This window comes from Phycisphaerales bacterium, assembly GCA_020852515.1.
Lineage (GTDB): Bacteria > Planctomycetota > Phycisphaerae > Phycisphaerales > UBA5793 > UBA5793.
Window position 1 is genome coordinate 1 of record JADZAS010000039.1, and the last position, 17,395, is coordinate 17,395.

Annotated in this window: 15 protein-coding genes; 2 read left to right on the forward strand and 13 right to left on the reverse strand. The window is 61.4% G+C overall.

From position 1 onward, the window contains the following. The 6 genes from IT430_20575 to IT430_20600 form a co-directional block, all read right to left on the reverse strand. Nucleotides 1-1,078 (reverse strand): HAMP domain-containing histidine kinase (locus IT430_20575; GenBank protein ID MCC6910337.1); only part of this gene is annotated, 1,078 nt, incomplete at its 3' end. Between the two features lie 3 nt (nt 1,079-1,081). Then, the gene (locus tag IT430_20580) at nt 1,082-3,007 is read right to left on the reverse strand and encodes a hypothetical protein (GenBank protein ID MCC6910338.1); all 1,926 of its coding nucleotides are present in this window, start codon (nt 3,005-3,007) and stop codon (nt 1,082-1,084) included. A gap of 470 nt (nt 3,008-3,477) precedes the next feature. Beyond that, on the reverse strand, nt 3,478-4,575 hold the full coding sequence (locus IT430_20585) for a hypothetical protein (protein MCC6910339.1): 1,098 nt from the start codon (nt 4,573-4,575) through the stop codon (nt 3,478-3,480). Between the two features lie 4 nt (nt 4,576-4,579). Further along, nucleotides 4,580-5,203 carry a hypothetical protein gene (locus tag IT430_20590; GenBank protein MCC6910340.1) on the reverse strand — a complete coding sequence of 208 codons (624 nt, stop codon included), beginning with the start codon at nt 5,201-5,203 and terminating at the stop codon, nt 4,580-4,582. Beyond that, complete coding sequence (locus IT430_20595; protein ID MCC6910341.1) at nt 5,200-6,015, reverse strand: alpha/beta fold hydrolase; 816 nt, start codon at nt 6,013-6,015, stop codon at nt 5,200-5,202. Before IT430_20595 ends, IT430_20590 begins: the two co-directional genes overlap by 4 nt. Further along, complete coding sequence (locus IT430_20600; GenBank protein MCC6910342.1) at nt 5,993-6,532, reverse strand: hypothetical protein; 540 nt, start codon at nt 6,530-6,532, stop codon at nt 5,993-5,995. Before IT430_20600 ends, IT430_20595 begins: the two co-directional genes overlap by 23 nt. A gap of 1,274 nt (nt 6,533-7,806) precedes the next feature. On the opposite strand from IT430_20600, the gene IT430_20605 reads away from it, so the two are divergent. Both IT430_20605 and IT430_20610 read left to right on the forward strand, forming a co-directional pair. Then, the gene (locus tag IT430_20605) at nt 7,807-9,147 is read left to right on the forward strand and encodes a DUF4365 domain-containing protein (protein MCC6910343.1); all 1,341 of its coding nucleotides are present in this window, start codon (nt 7,807-7,809) and stop codon (nt 9,145-9,147) included. Beyond that, nucleotides 9,144-10,595, forward strand: a complete 1,452-nt coding sequence (locus tag IT430_20610) for a hypothetical protein (GenBank protein ID MCC6910344.1) — start codon at nt 9,144-9,146, stop codon at nt 10,593-10,595. Before IT430_20605 ends, IT430_20610 begins: the two co-directional genes overlap by 4 nt. A gap of 4 nt (nt 10,596-10,599) precedes the next feature. On the opposite strand, the gene IT430_20615 is transcribed toward IT430_20610, so the two are convergent. The 7 genes from IT430_20615 to IT430_20645 form a co-directional block, all read right to left on the reverse strand. Next, entirely contained in the window at nt 10,600-12,240 is a 1,641-nt protein-coding gene (locus IT430_20615) for a hypothetical protein (GenBank protein MCC6910345.1), read from the reverse strand. Then, on the reverse strand, nt 12,237-13,196 hold the full coding sequence (locus tag IT430_20620; GenBank protein ID MCC6910346.1) for a XamI family restriction endonuclease: 960 nt from the start codon (nt 13,194-13,196) through the stop codon (nt 12,237-12,239). Before IT430_20620 ends, IT430_20615 begins: the two co-directional genes overlap by 4 nt. A 239-nt stretch (nt 13,197-13,435) precedes the next feature. Then, complete coding sequence (locus IT430_20625; GenBank protein ID MCC6910347.1) at nt 13,436-14,026, reverse strand: tetratricopeptide repeat protein; 591 nt, start codon at nt 14,024-14,026, stop codon at nt 13,436-13,438. A gap of 22 nt (nt 14,027-14,048) precedes the next feature. Beyond that, nucleotides 14,049-14,576, reverse strand: a complete 528-nt coding sequence (locus tag IT430_20630) for a hypothetical protein (protein ID MCC6910348.1) — start codon at nt 14,574-14,576, stop codon at nt 14,049-14,051. Beyond that, nucleotides 14,573-15,478, reverse strand: coding sequence for a hypothetical protein (locus IT430_20635; protein ID MCC6910349.1), 906 nt, complete (start codon nt 15,476-15,478; stop codon nt 14,573-14,575). The genes IT430_20630 and IT430_20635 overlap by 4 nt, the downstream gene beginning before the upstream one ends. Nucleotides 15,479-16,012: 534 nt before the next feature. Then, a complete protein-coding gene (locus IT430_20640; protein ID MCC6910350.1) occupies nt 16,013-16,900 on the reverse strand; it encodes a general secretion pathway protein GspK in 888 nt (295 codons plus the stop codon). Further along, nucleotides 16,891-17,394, reverse strand: a complete 504-nt coding sequence (locus IT430_20645) for a hypothetical protein (GenBank protein MCC6910351.1) — start codon at nt 17,392-17,394, stop codon at nt 16,891-16,893. Before IT430_20645 ends, IT430_20640 begins: the two co-directional genes overlap by 10 nt. Between the last annotated feature and the right edge of the window lies 1 nt (nt 17,395).

Consider the following 17,395-nt stretch of genomic DNA (forward strand, 5'->3'; position numbering starts at 1 on the left):
GCGCGCCACCATGCGCTGCCACGTATCGGCGGGCAATGGGAAGGCCATAGCCCGTTCCCCGGTTCTTTCTGCTCGTGCGGCCCGGCACGAACTCACGCAGATCGGCGAGATCCCGCGCATCGAGCCCGGCGCCTGTGTCGGCAACCTTGATGACGATTTCGTCGTCCCGCGCCACGGCGATGACCGTGATCTGTCGCGTTTGCGATGATCCGACTCGATCCGCCAGCGACTCGTAGGCATTCTTGAGGAGGTTCGTCAGCGCCATCAGGATCTGGTAGCGCACCACTTCGACGGTGATCGCCTCCGGCACCGCGATTGAGCATGCGATCGATGCGAGCGCCTCCCGGTCCACGCGCAAGGCATCGACGGCCAGGCGATGGGCTTCCTCGACGATCCCCGACAGGCGCTCGCGGCGCCGCTCATTCGAGAGTGGCCTGGAATACTCACTCATGTCCCTCACCAGGCGTTCGAGGAACGCGATCCGCTCGGCGATCGCGTGGGCCGTGGCCTCCACTCTGACCAGATCGGGCTGTGCGGCCTGCAGATCCCGACTCAGGGCTTCGCTCTTCAGTTTGAGCGACGTGATCACGCCTCCAAGGTTGTGGGCGGTTGTCCCCACGACGACGTCCGCGAAGCGTTCCGCCATCGCCTGAGCCCGCTCCGCAGCCATTTCGCCGTGCATGCGGGCGATCGCGTCGTATTCAGTCTGCACCTGTCGCACACTCCGTCGCGCACGCTCGGCATCACGCTGACCGCGAAGTCGACGAGCCAGGCTTCGCTCAGCGGCCTTGCGGACAAATGCGTTGGAATCGTCCTCAAGCAGTACTGCCAGCCGCGCCAGCGTGCCATCTTCGAAGAGATGGAGCAACCTTGCCACCGCCTGCCGGACTTCCGGCTTAGGGTCGCCGGCGAGAATCTCCGCCAGTGGTTCGACCCGCGAATCGGGGCTTTCCGAACGAAGATGATCGGAGAGCGATCTTGCCAGATCCAGGCGGTCCGGCCACGCCAGCGCCTCCGGGTTCACCCGAAGCATCGACAGTGCGACCGCAGGGTCGGAGATTGAGGTGGAGGGATTCATGATTCAGTAGTTGTAGCGACGCCGGCGCTCCTTGAACGCCTCCTCGCCCCCTTCCAGCAGCGTCACGATCTCCTCTTTGCAATTATCGACGCTGCCGCACTTCTCAATGCGCGCTCGGGCGCCGTCCGACTCGAACACGAAGATCTTCTCAGCATCCGCGAGCACGGGTATGTTCGGATTGTGCGTGACGAAAACCAGTTGACGACGCGACTTGATGTCGCGGACCTTCTCGACGACGCACTCGTAAATGAATCGATTGTCGAGATTGTCTTCGGGCTGATCGACGAGAAGCGGATTGTCGCTGTCGAGCAGCAGGATGGGCAGGATCGTGGTGCACTTCTGGCCTGTGGACAGTGCCGCGGAATCCTTGTAGGAATCGCCATCCCTGAGTTCCACCCGGGGCTGATCGATGAGTTCGACAGCCTCCAGTTCGAGCAGCGCCGGCGAATCGACCAGCGCCGAAATCACGCGCTCCGCCTGCTCGGCGTTCAGTTCCGCTTCATCAATGAGCCGCCGGGTATCGCGGTTCTGGATCACGGAAACAAGATCGGCCGGCCAGAACGCGCTCACGAGCCGCTGTGCCACGACGTAGTGCCTGATTCTCACACCGCGGAGAATCTCCACGAGGCGATCGAGGTAGGGCTGAGGGTTGCCTGACTGGACGATGCCCACCCGAATCGAGGGCGCCAGCGCCTCATTGATCCGATCGACGATCGACTGACGGATCTGAAACCGACGATCGCGTAGATCGGAGAGCTGCCGGGTCAGCGCCTCACGCTCGCTGAGTAGCGCTGCAAGTCGCTCCCTCAGTTCATCTCGTCGACGCTGCTTGGCCAGAAGCGCATTGCGGAGTCGCTCCAACCTGCTGCGTTCGGCGGCCTGTGTCTGTGCCGCCTGGTGCTGTTCGATGACCTTTCGGAACTCGATCTCCTGTCGGTTGTGCGCTGCTGCGAGATCGCGGCCGCTATCCTCGAACGCCCCGCGGGCGCGATCAAGTCGGCGCATCGCTTCGTCGAGGAGGATGTCGATCTCGGCGCCAGCGCCAATGATCTCCTGCCGGACGCGCTCAATATGCTTGCCATTGGGTCCCGTGATCAGGTCGTTTGGAAACAGGGCACGGGTCCGCGAGACCATGCGGCCAGCCATTCTTTGGACTTGGGTGCGGTACTCATCCACGGCCTGCGCCGTGCCCTCGAACGCCCGCGTCTCGCGGTCGCGCAGCGCCTTGAGCGTGTGCGCCTTGTTCACCGGTTCGTCAGCACCCCCGGCGTTCTCCGCATAGCCTTTGAGCTTCTCTCCGACCTCGGGAAGGGAGCCCAGTTCGCCCGTGAGTGATTCGATCTGCTGGCGAACCGGATGGATCGAGCCGGCGTTGGCCGCGAGCGCCTGTTCAACGCGCACGATGTCCACAGAAACCTGGCGGATCTCATCCGGGGCGAAGTCATCTATGAGTTCCAGCTGCGAAAGGGACTGGTCTGCGATGCGCTCCACTTCGTTCTGGCTGTACACATCGGCCTTGAAGAGGCCGCCGGCCCTGAGCTGTATGTTCGTCGGTGAGCCATCGGCGGTGAGAACCAGCGGGTCCTCACCGGCGGCGCGGCTGATTCGGTAGGACAGGCCGTTCCTGGTCTCGATCTCCAGTTCCACGCGGCCGCCATTGAGATTCTGCTGGATGAGCGATTCGATGCGCTTCCGGTCAGCGGGATCGGACTGCGGGTCAGGCAACGCGTCAAGCGCGAAACGAACAAACTCGATCACGGTCGTCTTGCCCGTGCCTCTGGCCCCGATCAGGCAGTTGAGACCCGTCGAGAGTTCCAGCCGTTCGCCATCGAGGTACCCGCCGACGATCTGGATCGAGCGGATGCGGTTGAACGCCGGCGTGATCGCAGGTGCCTGCAGTTCTGCGAGAGCTGTTCCTGTCGCTTCCATCCCGAACCCTCCTCCTATTCGTTGCCTGCGCCCTTCCCTGCGGCGACAGCCACACTGCGCATGTTAGGCTTTCGGACGGGTCTGTCAACCCTCTGCCAAGAGAGATGGCGCGGGACCGGATTTGTTCCGGCTATTCTGCTGAATTACAGTTGACGGTGACTTTGCCCCAGCCACGACACAGGGGGAGGAGTGCGTTCACAAGCGAGCCGATCAGCCGAGGCCTCACCGAATTTGTGGAGCGGAAGATCACGGCCGGCATCTTCCGGGCCGTCAAGCGCGGAGCCGGGTGCTCGCCCGTCGGCCCACGTTCTGTCCAGGTGCCGCGGGCGCCGAGCGATCCGACTGGCGCCGCCCGATCACCGTCTAACCTGGAGTACGGCCACCTGTTACCGGCAACCGAGGGCACTGGCGATAATGCCTCAGCTCCGTGATCACGATTGCGGACTGAAGCCACGCGACCATCCATGCATTCACTCGCCAAGAGAATAGAACCAACGATGCGGCCGTCCGAACGCACCCTCGATCGCATCCTCCCCGATGGTGGTAGCCCCTTCGACGGCCGCCTCAGTCAGCAGCGAGCCACCAGGCATGAATACGCTCAAGACGGCCCCGAGGAGGCGGTACTTCTTCATCTTCCGCTTAACCGCGAGTTCCGACTTCAGAGCCTCGTTGACGATACGCTTTCCCAGAGCAGCGTCGAACTTCTCTCCTCTCGCCAAGATATCGGCAATGTCCGCTCGTAGATCGGCCACGTTGCGGTTGTTGCGTATGAACTTGATGACGGCCTCTACATTTCGCGGGCGCAGTTCAGGCAGTGCCAGGGTAAACAGGCTCCTCGCGTGATAGGCGAGCAGGTGGTCATCGCCCTTCTCCCATCGCGCCGCGTAAAGGCGCTCGTAATACGGCCTGCTGTCATCCCAATCAAGGATCGCCCCTCCAGTCTTGAACCTCATAAGGTCCTGTATCACCGCATGGCAAACGAGCGGCCGGAGTACTTCTTTGACATACTCGGCTTCCTTGCCAGTGAACTGCCGGCGCCGCGAGTTGATCAGCCCGTTGACTTCCCGCAGGAGCACCGGGTTGAGTTTTCCGTCGATTCTCACAACCGCGTTCGCCACTGAAAAGTGCTGCTCATTCAGTTGCCGTTTTTCGGCCGTGCCGAACTTCTTCAGAAATGTCTCCCGATCGGCCTTCAGTACCTGCCATTGAGATCGCACCGGGCTGAGCCAACCAATTACGTCGTCACACAAAGTCTCGGTCTTGCTTCGAATCTGCTCTGCGCTTTGTTCAACGATTGCCTTGCCATCAAATAGATCGAGGAAGCCCTCCTCCTTCAATCGGCGTATGCTCTGCACCAAAGGGACGAGAAAACGGAGGCGGCGCTGTTCATGCTCCATGTATTCGAGGGATCCCTGGTCGAACAGGAAGCCTGTCCCCGCCAGCAACAGAGAATAATCCAAGTCAATATAGTCGTCGCCCTCCAGACCGATCGGGTAGACCGCGTGATCCGGCACCTCACCGACGATGTACGGGTTATTGAGCCCGAAAGAGGACAGAATATACTTCATGCGTCTACCGGAATATTGGATTCTGCGCCAGCTTGCCACGCCACTGCGAGAAATGGACGATCTTGTTTACGCCATACACAATATGCTGCTGCGGGACAGATCGAGTGACCGTTGCACCTGCACACACATAGGATGAAGGCCCAATCTCAATGCCGCCAATTACCAGGGCGTCATGACCAACGAACGATCGGCGCCGCACGATCGGGCTTGCTTCCGGGTCATCACGATCGTCCCAAGGCGACATGGAATCCCAGTGCGAGTGGATCAGTTTCCCCAACGACGTGCAGTCATCCTCGACGATCGTGTTCTCAGATACGGAGCCGCCGATGATACAGCGTTTGCCAACGACCGCGCTGACCCCAACCGTGCCGCGATAGAGAACCACAGAGTCTTCGCCCAGCTTGGCGAGCGGCTCGACCCTGCAGTACGCGTCAATTACGCAACCATTCCCGATCAGTGCGCCAGCGCCGATCGCAGCGAATGGACCTACATACACAGCCTCCGGCAGGTGTACGGCTCCCTCCGGACCGATGCTTTCCAATGCCCAGGGTCTGGCCCCCTGCAGGAATCTCGGGGCATAGCCAATGACCGCTGACGGATCAACGTACTTTGACCGGGTGCCGTTCATCGGATCGCCGTCTCGTAGATCAGCCTTAAGTTCCTTTTGCTTTGGTCGCCACTACCATCCTCGTCGTCCTGATCCATGAATCCGTGGTCCATCCCGGGAACAATCGTGAGATGCAGCCCTGGGAAGCGTGACACCAAATCCCGAGATAGTTCATGCGGGACCATCGAATCAGACGCGCCGTGGATCACTGCTGTTCGCGATGCTATCGTCGCCAAGTCGTGGTCAAGATTCATCAGGGCGAACTCGAGAGCATTGCGCCAGCTTAGAGCGACACGCTCATCGATCCGAATACTGGCGCCGTTCAGGAGCGCCCCTTGATAAAAGCCGGCATATGTCTCTAGCCTCTGCGGATGTATCGGTGTGATGTAAAGATCTGGATAGCTGATTGCTGGGGCCAGAAGGGTCACGCTCTTCAGAGCATCCTGGAAAAAACTGGCCGTCACGACCGCGGGACCGGCGCCAAAGCTAGTGCCGAACACGCTGAGCGCCGGTTGCCCTGAGTGCTGGATAGCAAAGTGACCGGCGGTAATCGCATCTGCAATGCAGTTAATCAGCGTGAAGCAACTTGATTCAGCCGTACTGTCACCATGCGCCGGGAAATCGATTCGAAGTACGTCGTACCCAGCGTGGCTGAGCATCGCTGACATGGTACGGTAGAAGTCATGATACTCGTTCTTGTCGACACCTAGGCCGTGAAGCAAGAGGAATACACCTCTGCTGATCGGACGCGAGGTCCGGTCGAACAGATACGGTATCTGGCGGCCGTCGAGCGCGGGGAGCGTGCCGTGTTCAGTGTGGCGTGTTATTGACATAGTGCTGTTCGATCTCACTCTCGAGTGCTTCTGCGAACGTGCGCACGTCAGCGACAGTTATATCCTCAATGGCAGCGAGTGCATCGAGGACAAGGGCGGAGCTTCGACTGCATTGCAGAAGTTCCGTGACGGTGCGGCGATACGCCTGGATGGAATATGTTATAAATGATTCATCGCGGAGCCTGGACAGATCAGCCCGGGCCTCGTTCTCGTAGAAAAGCATGAAGACAACCAACTCGCCAAACTGCTCCATCCGAACGAGGGACTCTCTTCCCGGTCGAGGAGCGCGCTGAAGCACGGTCTGAATCGGAGTGATCGTGGCAGCGCCGTAGTGCATGGACGACCAGAGGAACAGCCAGTCTTCGTTGTAGACATATGGAAATAAGCCCAGCCGTGGCCCGACGTTTAGCACGACTGCGTTGCCGCCAATGGTGACCTCAGGCGGCGAGCCTGACGCAACACTGCGCAGGCGGTCCAGCGTGGAGATATCGGGGTGGTAAAGCGAATAGGAGCACACGATATCAGAGCCTTTCCGCAGGAGGGCCAGTGCAGTCGGTACAAATGACCTTCGAAAGAGAACATCGTCATCGACCAGGAAGATTGTGCTGTACCCGTGGGCCATTGCATGGGTTATGGCGTGGCTGCGCTTTGACGGAATGTCGAACTGGCGATTCCATCGGAGAGTTGGATTGGATGAGGAGCGCCGTTGCAGGAAGCTCTCGTGAAGCGGCCCACGGAACGGGATGAACTCGACCGCCGGGAACCGGGCATCTCGAGCTGCCGGACACGAAGCAGTATGCAGTACAACGACTCGCTGTGCGCAATCCATGAGGCGGCCGATCTGTCGGACCACGTATGGCGCGTCGCCGGTTGTGACGAGATAGGCGCAATCGATACGGTCCGCACCTGCGTGTGCCACTGGCGTGAAGTGGCGTGTGCGCAGGATGCGGTCGTGGATGACGCCTTTCGCAAGCCGCGCTCTCGAAGGGTTGATGGGGAGTTGCTGGCCGGAGTAGGACGGGAGGCGTGCCGGAGGCGCAATCGCGGGGGGAGGCTCCGGGTTCAACGGATTCCGACGAAGAAGCCGATCTGGTGCCAATGGCCTATCTGAGTCATGAATTCCATCGGGTTGGAGGGAACTTGAGGTCGTGGTCTCCGGCATGGTGTTATGGTATGGTCTTTTGGTAACGCCCGCAGGAGAGTTGTGCGCGATTTTGGGGGCACCGCCATGCCGAGATCGAGAGCGGGCATCCAGCGCCGAGATCGCCGGGCCGATGAGACCGGATCTGGATGGACCTCGCGTCCCTTCGGCGGCCGACCCGAACGGTCCTGTCAACCTGCGGCGCAGTGAACCGGAGAGTTAGAAAGCTTCTTTCCCGCCACCTGGCGACAGCGGTCGCCCCTGCCACGGCGCTCTCGGTTTGAAGCCGGCGGAGAGCGTCCGATCGGAGCAGTCCACTTTTCCGCTCGCCAGGGGGCCTATGGCGAGTCTGGCGGACCCACCCGCTAACCAAAGCGGCCCCGCCAGGGAGCGGGGCCGGCGGTGGAGGCCCCATGATCCAACAGCTCTCATAGCGGCTGGCGCTTCTCAGACTCCGAGTGGCCAACTTGGGTCATGTCAACCCGGCGCGGTAGCCCGGTCGGCAGACGTCCCACCGTTTGACAGGCAGCGCCAACCCTCAAGTTTCACGGCAACCGGCGGGAACGGGCTGGCGCCTGCGGCTCGGGTAGAATGGCACTGGTTCCCGGAGTGCCAGCAACTTCGGCCGCGTACCACGGATGGCTGTGCCGATGCCAAAGTTCCTCAGAAGGTCCGCGATCAAGGGTCAGTACGGCGTCAGCGTCGTTGAACGCCTTGTGCTGAGAATGGGGTACAAGTGGATAGGAGGGAATGCCGCCCTGGACACCGGAATCGATGGGGAAATCGAAATCAGCGATCCCGAAACCCAGCAGGCGAAGAACCTCATCCTGCGCGTTCAGGTGAAGACTCGAAGCGAACTTGATGCCGATTCCAGTGACTCGTTTCGGTTTACCTGCAGCCAAGATGACCTTGACTACTGGATGCAGGGGAACGCCCCGGTCATTCTGGTCATTGTCAAGATTCCTGAGGACGAGGCTTGGTGGATCTCCATCACGGACTACTTCAAGGATTTGAGCCGCCGCCAGACTCGCCAGATCGTGTTCCAGAAGGGGCGAGATCGGTTGGACCAACGTGCCGCGATCCCGCTGCGAGAGTTAGCGCAGACCGTCGACGACGGCATCTATTTCTCTCCGCAGGTCCGCGACGAAGATCTGATCTCCAATCTGCTGCAGGTAACGCGGCTCCCCACGGAACTCTGGATGGCCGAGACCGAATTCCGACTGCCAACAGAGTTCCACGAAGCGCTCAATGAGCACCAAGAATACCCGCCCAGAGAGTGGTTTCTGAAGGATGGGCGCCTCTACACGCCGCACAACCTCCGTCAACCACCCTGGAGCGCCGTGTGCGATGTGGGCACCGTTGAGTCGATTGAGATCGCCGAATGGCGCGATGCTGATTCGCTGGAAGTACAATATGGGTTTGTTCGCCTGCTCAACCAGTGTCTTCGCACTCGCTGCGGCCATCTCGGCCTCCGCTGGAGCAATGAGCAACATTGCTACTACTTTAAGCCGACCCGTAACCTCAAACCACGCGAAGTTACCTATCGCAGCCTGATAAACGAGACCAGCCGGGAGGTCTTTCGCCGCTATGCAAAGAAGAAGGCCGCGGATGAAACCGCATACTACCGCCATTGTGGGTTCGAGGGCGAGTTTCGCAGGTTTGGCGGTCAGTGGTACCTGCAAATCACTCCCAGATATGTATTTACCACGGATGGGCGCGAGCCCCATCCCTATCGCGAGGAGTATCAGGCCAAGATCAAGGCGATCGAGGGTAGTGCGGCCGTGCGGGGCCTAGTGATCATGTTTTCGGAACTGCTCAGGCACGATGATGCACCGCTGTTCCAGTCCCCATATCCATTTCTCGGATTCGGCGAACTCGCCCAGGCCACCGTTTCCGTGTCGATCGACGATGCGGAGTGGTCCACCGGCGACGAGCTGGCATCGAAGTCGTCGCATGAAGAAACCCCGGATGGGTCGCTGTTTGAGCTATGAAGACGACATTCATCCACGAACCCGAACTCGAGTTTGGTGGGGGGCGGCACATTGACATCCGCTTCGGGCTCATGCACCACGGCCCCCTGGACGCTCGAATCTCTGGCGGCACTCGGACGTGCCGAGTCGGCATCGTCGGTGATGGTGAAGGCATTGATAACTTTCGCGCATGGATCGACAGCTGCAGGAGCGGAATCCCCGCAAAGCAGACCCGGCTGAAGACGTTGTTTCCGAGGTTTCCCGGCTTCGGCGATGGCGGTTGCTTGCCCGATTTTCTCGTTCACGACAGTTGGTCCAGGTCGATTCCTGCGCGCGACACTGAATCTCTCTGCCAGATCGCGGATGCCACCGAGTTTACCAAGGCATCCGTTGAGCGCTACGTGAGAGAGGCGGCGAGTCTCATCGAGAAGGGGCAGCCGGATGTCGTGATCTGCCTTCTTCCCGCGCCATTGCTCAAGCGTATCGATGTCAGTGGTCCGGTGCATCGCGGTCCGCGCTCCAGCCGATCGGCGCATGGTCATGGACTGGTCTGGCACGACTATTTCAAAGCGGAATGCCTTCGACTTCCCAAACCTGTGCAGCTCAGCCGACCGGGCACATTCGGCGGAGATGTTCAGCGCTACACCCTGGATGGCGCGCCCAGCCTTTTGATTCAGGACGAGGCGACTCGCGCATGGAACTTCTTTTGCGCCTTGTACTACAAGGCCGGCGGCGTGCCTTGGCGGTTGATCCGCGATCCGAGCGAACTGCTTACCTGCTACGTTGGCGTCAGCTTCTACCACGATCGTCAAGAGGGGGAAGATGAGTCCGTTCAGACCAGTGTTGCACAAGTGTTCAACGAGCGGGGCGAAGGAGTTGTCATCCGAGGCGCTCCAGCTCAGATCCGGAAGGACGACCGCACGCCGCACCTGTCCGAGGAACAATCGGCTTCCTTGCTTTCGGAGGCTATCGAACGCTTTCGCCAAGAGCACAAGACGATGCCCGCTCGCATCGTTTTGCACAAGAGTTCGTGGTTTGATGCGGCGGAGCAGAGCGGCATCAACTCCGCAGCTGCGGATCATCGTATCGAAGTCGTTGATCTCCTGTCGCTCCGGCGGACCATGACGCGGTTTTTTCGCAAGTCCGGCAGCTATCCACCACTACGAGGGACTGGGATTAGGCTCGACGAGGGGCACGTTCTGTTTTACACCTTTGGGAGCGTGGATTTCTACAAATCGTATCCGGGGCTCTATACCCCGAGGCCGCTGCTCGTACAGATTGATCAGACATCCACTGGCGTTCCGACTCTTCTCACGGAGATTCTGGGCCTCACGAAGATGAACTGGAACAGCACTCAGTTCGTGAATACTCACCCGATCACGCTGGCGGCTTCGCGATCGGTCGGCGACATACTGCGATATGCCCCGCACGACGCCCGAATCCAGGCTCGCTACAGCTTCTACATGTAGTCCGTCATCGAGGGCTGAGGCCGACGATGCGCTGCGCCGAAAACAGGCTCGCCGTCTCACCCAGCGGCGCCCTCACCACCAGCTCAGGCCAGCGCTGCACGAACGGCACCGCCGAAATCCTTCCCAACTCGCTCGGCTCGATCTTGTGCAGGCCGCCGCCATAGACGCGGCCTTCACCCCGAAGTTCGTAGCCCGTGACTTGGCCAAGCAGTTCGTGGACATGGACGGCGCGTGACGGGTACTCGCGGAGCATGGTCGCGAGGGAGTTGATCGGATAGAGCATCAGATAAAGGTTCGTCCCGATCGCCGCAGAGCGGTTGTGGATGAATCGAAAGGGCTGCTTCTCCGCCGAGCCCCGGCCCATGTACGTGCACAGGAACGGGCAGGGCTCGCGCTGTTCCTGTCTGTACCAGGGGCTGCGTTTGCGAACAAGGTACCCGTCCCTGACGCCGAGGTCGTCAGCCGTCTGCAGGTACTCCCACAGTGCCGGATGGCGCTGCTTCACATCATGCTCGGGAAGATCGCAATCGAGGACGCAGAGCTGGCGCTCGATGAGCGGGTACCCATCGCTGCCGCCGTCGATGACCGTCGCCTTGAGCAAGCGAGGGCTGGGCAGGACTGGGCGCAGGTACTTGGCGGGAAGCCGGCGGCGCCTTGCTTCAGCACGCTCGAGGATGAAGAACTTGTTGTCGCCGGTGGCGATGCCGCGCCGGATGCGGAAAAAGTCGCCCAGCGTCGGACCCATGGGCTCGCTGATCGTGTGCCGGTCGTTCGTGGCATGGTGCGGGTAGATCGTCCACTTGCGCGATGCCCGCAACCGCTCGAGCGAAAGTCGGTCGCTCGCGTGCGGATGTTCAAGCGTGCCACCGAACGTGAATTCCGGCTTGTGAAGCGGAGACGGCGGAGCCTTGCGGAAGACCAGCACCGCCGACGATACGAGTGCATCGCCAAATTGAACGTCGTTCGGATCGAAGCGATGTACACGGATGAGCGTCACGAGATCGGTGAGGTAGCGCTTGAGCGCCATGCCGTAGTTGACGTCCATGAACTCGGAGGGAATCAGCCAAGCGGCGTACCCGCCATCCTCCATCCAAGCCGTCGCGATGAGCAGGAAATAAACGTACAGCCCCGCCAGGCCATTCACCTCGACGCCCGTCATTTCGCATGCGAGACGTTGAAGACGCTCTTTGGAATCACGATCGATGTGGTGATGGCGGACGTATGGCGGATTGGCCAGAACCAGATTGGGCGCCGGAGGACAAGAGCGGCGGCTCACAAGGCGAGTGAAATCCCCCTTCAACACCTCCAACCCCGCGCCGGACCACAGTTTGCGTGCCGCGTCCGCGAAGACGGGATCAAGCTCAATTCCCACAGCGCTGTGGAGGCGATTGGGTCCGTAGACCTGAAGAGCCGCCGAGAAGAAGCTGCCTGACCCGATCGCGGGATCCGCAAAGCGGATACCTCCCTTGCGGAGGCCGCGAAGGGTGCCGACGTAGCGCGCGATATCCAGCGCGAGCCCGTTGGGCGTGGCGAATTGTCCCAGACGATTCCGTTCGCTCGGCGACTTCGAGGCGTCGAGTTCCGCCTGTATGGACTGCCGCCTCGCCTCCGCGGATTCGTTCGGATTCACCAGCATTCGTCTCACAGTCCCAACCTTGCCAGGTCTTCAATCCGATGTTCCCACACCCAGTCGATCCCTTCGGCCGCTTCGTATCCGAGATAGTCGGAGCCGAAGTAGCCGCACAGGAACAGCACAAAAACCACATCGCCGCCGTAGCTCGCCTGGAGTTGGCGGATCTTCGTCGCTTCCTCTTTACGCCGCTTGTTCGTATTTGTAAAGTCGCCCGCCGACTTTGCTTCGATCAAAACCGGCAGCCGGCCGGGCTGCGGCCGCGTGGGTTGGACCACCGCATCGATCGGGATGTTGATCTTCTTGGACTCCCCGACAATCACGTTCATGCGGAACGAGTAAGTCCCGGCCGCCATTTCTGCGAGCGGCTTGCCGATGGGATGCGGCTGCCTTCGGTATCCACGTTCATCAAGCCAACTGGCAATAAGGGCAAGTTGCCGCTGTTCCTGAGCGTTGCGGACAATTGGATTGGCCACGGCGCTGCACAGCCGGTCGGCGACGATCGTTGACGCGCGCTCGCGCTCCTGATCAGTCGGTTCTGTTCCGGCGGCGAGCCATGGGAAGACGTCACGATCAAGCAGCTTGGTGAGAATCTTGCAGACTCGATTCAGATTCTCGTCGAGCAACTCCGCCCGCATGCGTTTGGCGAGCCGGCCCTCCTCCATGCTCCCGATGAGCGATTTGCTCGCGCTCGCCAGCCCGACGAGTCGATCGACGGCCAGTGGCGGAGCGGTGCACATGCGCAGCGTCGGGAGTGCCTTCGGATTCACCTTGAGAGTCGCGGCATCCAGCGCCCGGAGATCCCGCATGGCAAGGAGAGCCGCTTTGACGTGCTCAGTCGTCTCTACGCGCGTCTCGCGAAACGCTTCAGGCGCGAACCGCATGAACCACTGGTTGAATTGGTCCACCGACGCCGCGATGTCGGCTTTCCAGAGGTGCGGCTTGTCGGCGTTGACTTTCAAGGTTGCCATGCGGCTCGATTGCACGGTGGGGAGTTGAATCAAAAGGCCGTGTGTCAGTCAGTATACGGAACGCGTTCGGGTACAGCCAATGCGAGGAGCGAGAGTCTGCGGTCTCACCGCTTCCTAGCCATGAGACTGCCTCGGAGTGACCTGCGGCACGATCCGTCGGCTTTCTCGACCGGGTGTCTCAAAGTCTCAACCTTTTCGGGGATGCGGCCCCCCGCCGGCGCGGATCATGTCGCTTGGACTCACTCTCCACCCAGAGACAACTGGCGCCGCGCCCACTCCCTCCACTGCTCGGTTTCACCGCGCATGGCAATCTCTTCAAGGAGTCCGTGGGTCCGATCATCGGTGTGTCGATACCGCAGTTGAAGCCGCGCCAGCGCCTCGGTCGTCGCGATGTGGCCCGGATAGACCTGCAACGCCGAGTCGCACGCCGCGAGCGCTTCGTCCACCCGGCCGGCCCGCTCGAGTGCGAGTGCCAGGTTGAGCCGCGGATCGGGGTGGCCAGGCATGAGTTTCCGAGCCCATTCGAACTCGTTGGCCGCTTCGTAGAGTTCGCCGCGATTGAGATGAAGCACTCCCAGATTGTTGTGGGCTGGTCCGTGATAGAGGTCGAACGTCAGCGCTTCGCGCAGCAACGTCTCAGCGCGCGCCGGGTCGCTCTCCATCAGTTCCGCCGCCTGTCGAGTCAGCCGCTGAGCCTCAAGCGGATTGCGAGCCACTTCCTTCGGCTGGCTGTACGGGCCGACGGAGCGGCTGCCAGCACATCCCGCCGATGTCAAAACGAGCGCGACGGCCATCGCGCAAACGAGTATGACCAGAAGTTTCAGCTTCATGTGCTCTTCACTCCCACTTCCGCTACGTCCGCGCCAGATAGACTGCACTGATGTGGAGCCGCAGATCGTACAACTCCGACTCGTTCTGATCGCGTCGATGGGTCAGTTCCAGCCGGCCCGAAGACCACTGATCCTGCACCGACTCCCATCGCTCGAGGAACTGGCCGATCTGGGCCGGCGTGAGTCGTTCGAGGCTGATGGCCAGTGACTGTCGCCTCAGCGCCGGTTCGCTTCCTTGAGAGCTGGTCACCGCGGAATCCACGCCCTCGCCAATGCCCTTGAGGCGGTCGGCGGGTATCCCGGCATCGACGAGGGCCGCGTTCACCAGCGCCAAAACGTCTGTCGTAGGTCGCTCACGCCAGGCGACGAGGTTGCGCTTTGCCCGAAGCTCAAAAACCCGCTCTGCGTCACGGTGCAGTTGATCCAGAATGCCGGCCGCCGACTCGTGCTGCAGCCGAGCCCCTTTGACCCGATGCAGTTGCACCGCGATCACGCACAGAGCGGCTGCGATGAGAAGAGCCAAGATCAAGGACGGGCGCATGCGTGTCATGAGCCCCCTCCGTCCGCCACTTCACGGCGAATCGCCCGTGGAACCAATTTCCACGTCAATCGCACACCGTTGGTCACCGCGCTGATCTGGGGCTGCCGCGCCTCCCACTGGTCCGGCAACTCGAATGCGGAGACGAATTCTTGCGCCGCAGGCGCCGTGGGCAGCAAGCCCACCAGTGTGATCGAATCGGTCGTCACGCTGAGCGACTCCGTCATGATCCGCTGCTGCGAGGGCCACCGCTCGAACAGGCGCGCGAGCACCTGCGCGGCCTGCGGATCGTCAGAACCGACCGACTGCAAGGCGCCCCCTCTGGTGCGCTCGAGCTGGCGGAGTTCGGCCACGAGGCGCAACGCGGGAGGCTGGCTTGAGGGCGCGGTGCTCTGCGGCGGATAGAGATAGTTGAACGCGGACTCACGCGCGGACACCATTCCCCCGGTGGCGCGATGCCACGCGCCGATGCGGCGCTCCGCCCCGAACGCAACGGCGACGGTGATGATTGCGATCGCCGTCGCGGATTCGAGAAGCAGCCGCCGGCGCTCCCGCTTCACAGGCGCCGGCTCATGGCGACCGATCAGGAAGTTGATCGATCCAACGTCGGCATCGAATCCGGTGCCGAGATCAGACGGAAAGGCCTCCGGACCGAGTGTCAGCGCATCGTGGAGTTCGGCGTTCTCCAGGATCCGAGCATGTTCAACCCCGCACGCGATGAATCGATCGCCTTTCACCGGCACGTACGCGGCCTGAATGCGGTCTACCGGGACTGGCAGTTCGGACTCGAAGAGAAACCCGAGCGCCTCGTCGCTGGGCCGGCGACGCAGGAGTCGTCTTGGCACGACCGATGCGTCGAGGACGGCCCAGTAGAAGCGATGCGCCGGCCAGACGACGTGTTCTCGCGCTTTCACGAGCGTACTCATGGCTGAGTCCCCTGGTGCCGCCCCAGTGTGAGGCGAGTCCCGGACTCGGCCGGGGGCGGCGTCAGTGCCAGACGGAAGGTGCGCGAACCATCGCGCAAATCCACACCGCGCTGGTCCACTTTCTCGATTTCCAAGCGGCCGACGCGATCGCCGGCCGCAACCATGTGGAGTCGGTCAGCGCCCACCTCATAGAGGGCGGCGACGAGTCTCTCCGACTCAGTGATGATCGCGATCAGTTCAAGGTTGGGCGGAGGAGGAGGATCCTCTTCCTTGCTCGCTGTTGCCGACTCGGGTTGCACCGGTGCATTCCACAGTCGAACTTGAAACACGGAGGCGTCGAACGGTGGTCTGGCGGGGTTTCTACCAGCGGTCTCGACGGGAGCAGCCTGTGAAGTGGTCCAGTCACGAAACGAAGCAGTCGGCGTGCCGACTGGAACAAGCGCCCATGTCAGCGCGATGACAGCGACCGTAACGCCGGCGGAACCCGCCACCGCACGTCTGCGACGCCAGGACCGGATTGGATCAGTCGGGGATGACAAGGCGCTGCACGCACTCCCATCTGCCGGAGGTTTGACGATAGACCGCCCACCACGATCGCTGCACGGAACCGACTCGTACGTCAATCCGCACGCCCCAGGCGGAACTGGAGCCTACGAGATGTGGCGCTTGGACCGAGGTACTTGAGTTGTCACGGTCAAGCGCTCGCGGCAGTGGAGCGAGCCGCCCTTCGCTGCGAGCCGCCACGATGATCTCGATCCCACCTCGACCCGCCGCCGCCAGCGCCGCCTCGACGAGCGGCAACGGGGCCGTGTTCACATTGATCGAGCCATTCTCGCCTACTGAGTGCGTTGCGATCCACGCGCCGACCGAAAGGACATCATCCTCATCCGGCGTCGGAAACGCGCTTCGAAATGCAGATCGCTCCAATTCGGATGGACCCACACCGAACTGATCCAAGCCGACCGCTTCCGCTTGAAGCGCATCGGCCGCGTTGATCCGCTCGAGGATGCCGGCGGGGATCGCCGTGCGCAGGGCCGAGCCGTCTTTGACCGATGCAAGCGGCGCCATGCCGCACTGATCCCATGCAGTAACTCGCGCTTCGTAAACGGAATCGTCGAACTGCCAACGATCACGGAGCACATCAACGCGCGGGCTCGTCGCTTCAAGATCGAGAACTACTTTGCTTGATTCCGTCGAGAGCCAGTTCAGAAGCGGACCCGCCTCCAGTTGAGCCCGGATCGAATCGGCAACCTGCCCCTGCTCCGAAACCCGCTTCTCCACACTGGCGAGTAGAGCGCGCTGCGTGAACCCCACCGCCACTGGGATGATCAGGACGACCATCGCAAGCACGAGCAGGAGCGCCACGCCGCGACGATCAGGACGACTCTTCGTCAAGGAGATCACGGCCATGTGAACCTCCTGCTCAACGTGTCACCACCACCCGAGACGATGGTCACGCTCAGGACCCGATGCTCTTCATCCAGTTCGACCCGCCAAGCGCTGACGCCGCCGAGCAGTTGCCGGTCCACCGGTGACGTGGATTGCGCCATCGATGTGATGGCGACTGTGAGTGTCTCAGCCGTGCGGTCGAAGCGGTACTCGTGGAAGCCAGAACCGGGGCTGCCTGGGAACTGTGTTGATGTGCTTCGAGTGCGGATGCGAAGGCACGCCGGCTCCAAGACTTCGACGCGCGGCTTGGGCTTGCCATTGCGAGCGGCCGCTTCGAAATCCCCGCAAACCAGTTCCTCTCCGATCCCGTCGAGAACGCGCATCGCCGCCGAGCGCCATTGCATCCGCGGCCCGCGCTCCGCCGACAGCAGCGACACTGTCACAAGCCAGGAAGTGAGCAGTGAACACAGAACGCCGAGCAGCGCCAAGGCGAGGAGCTGTTCCAGGATGGTCATG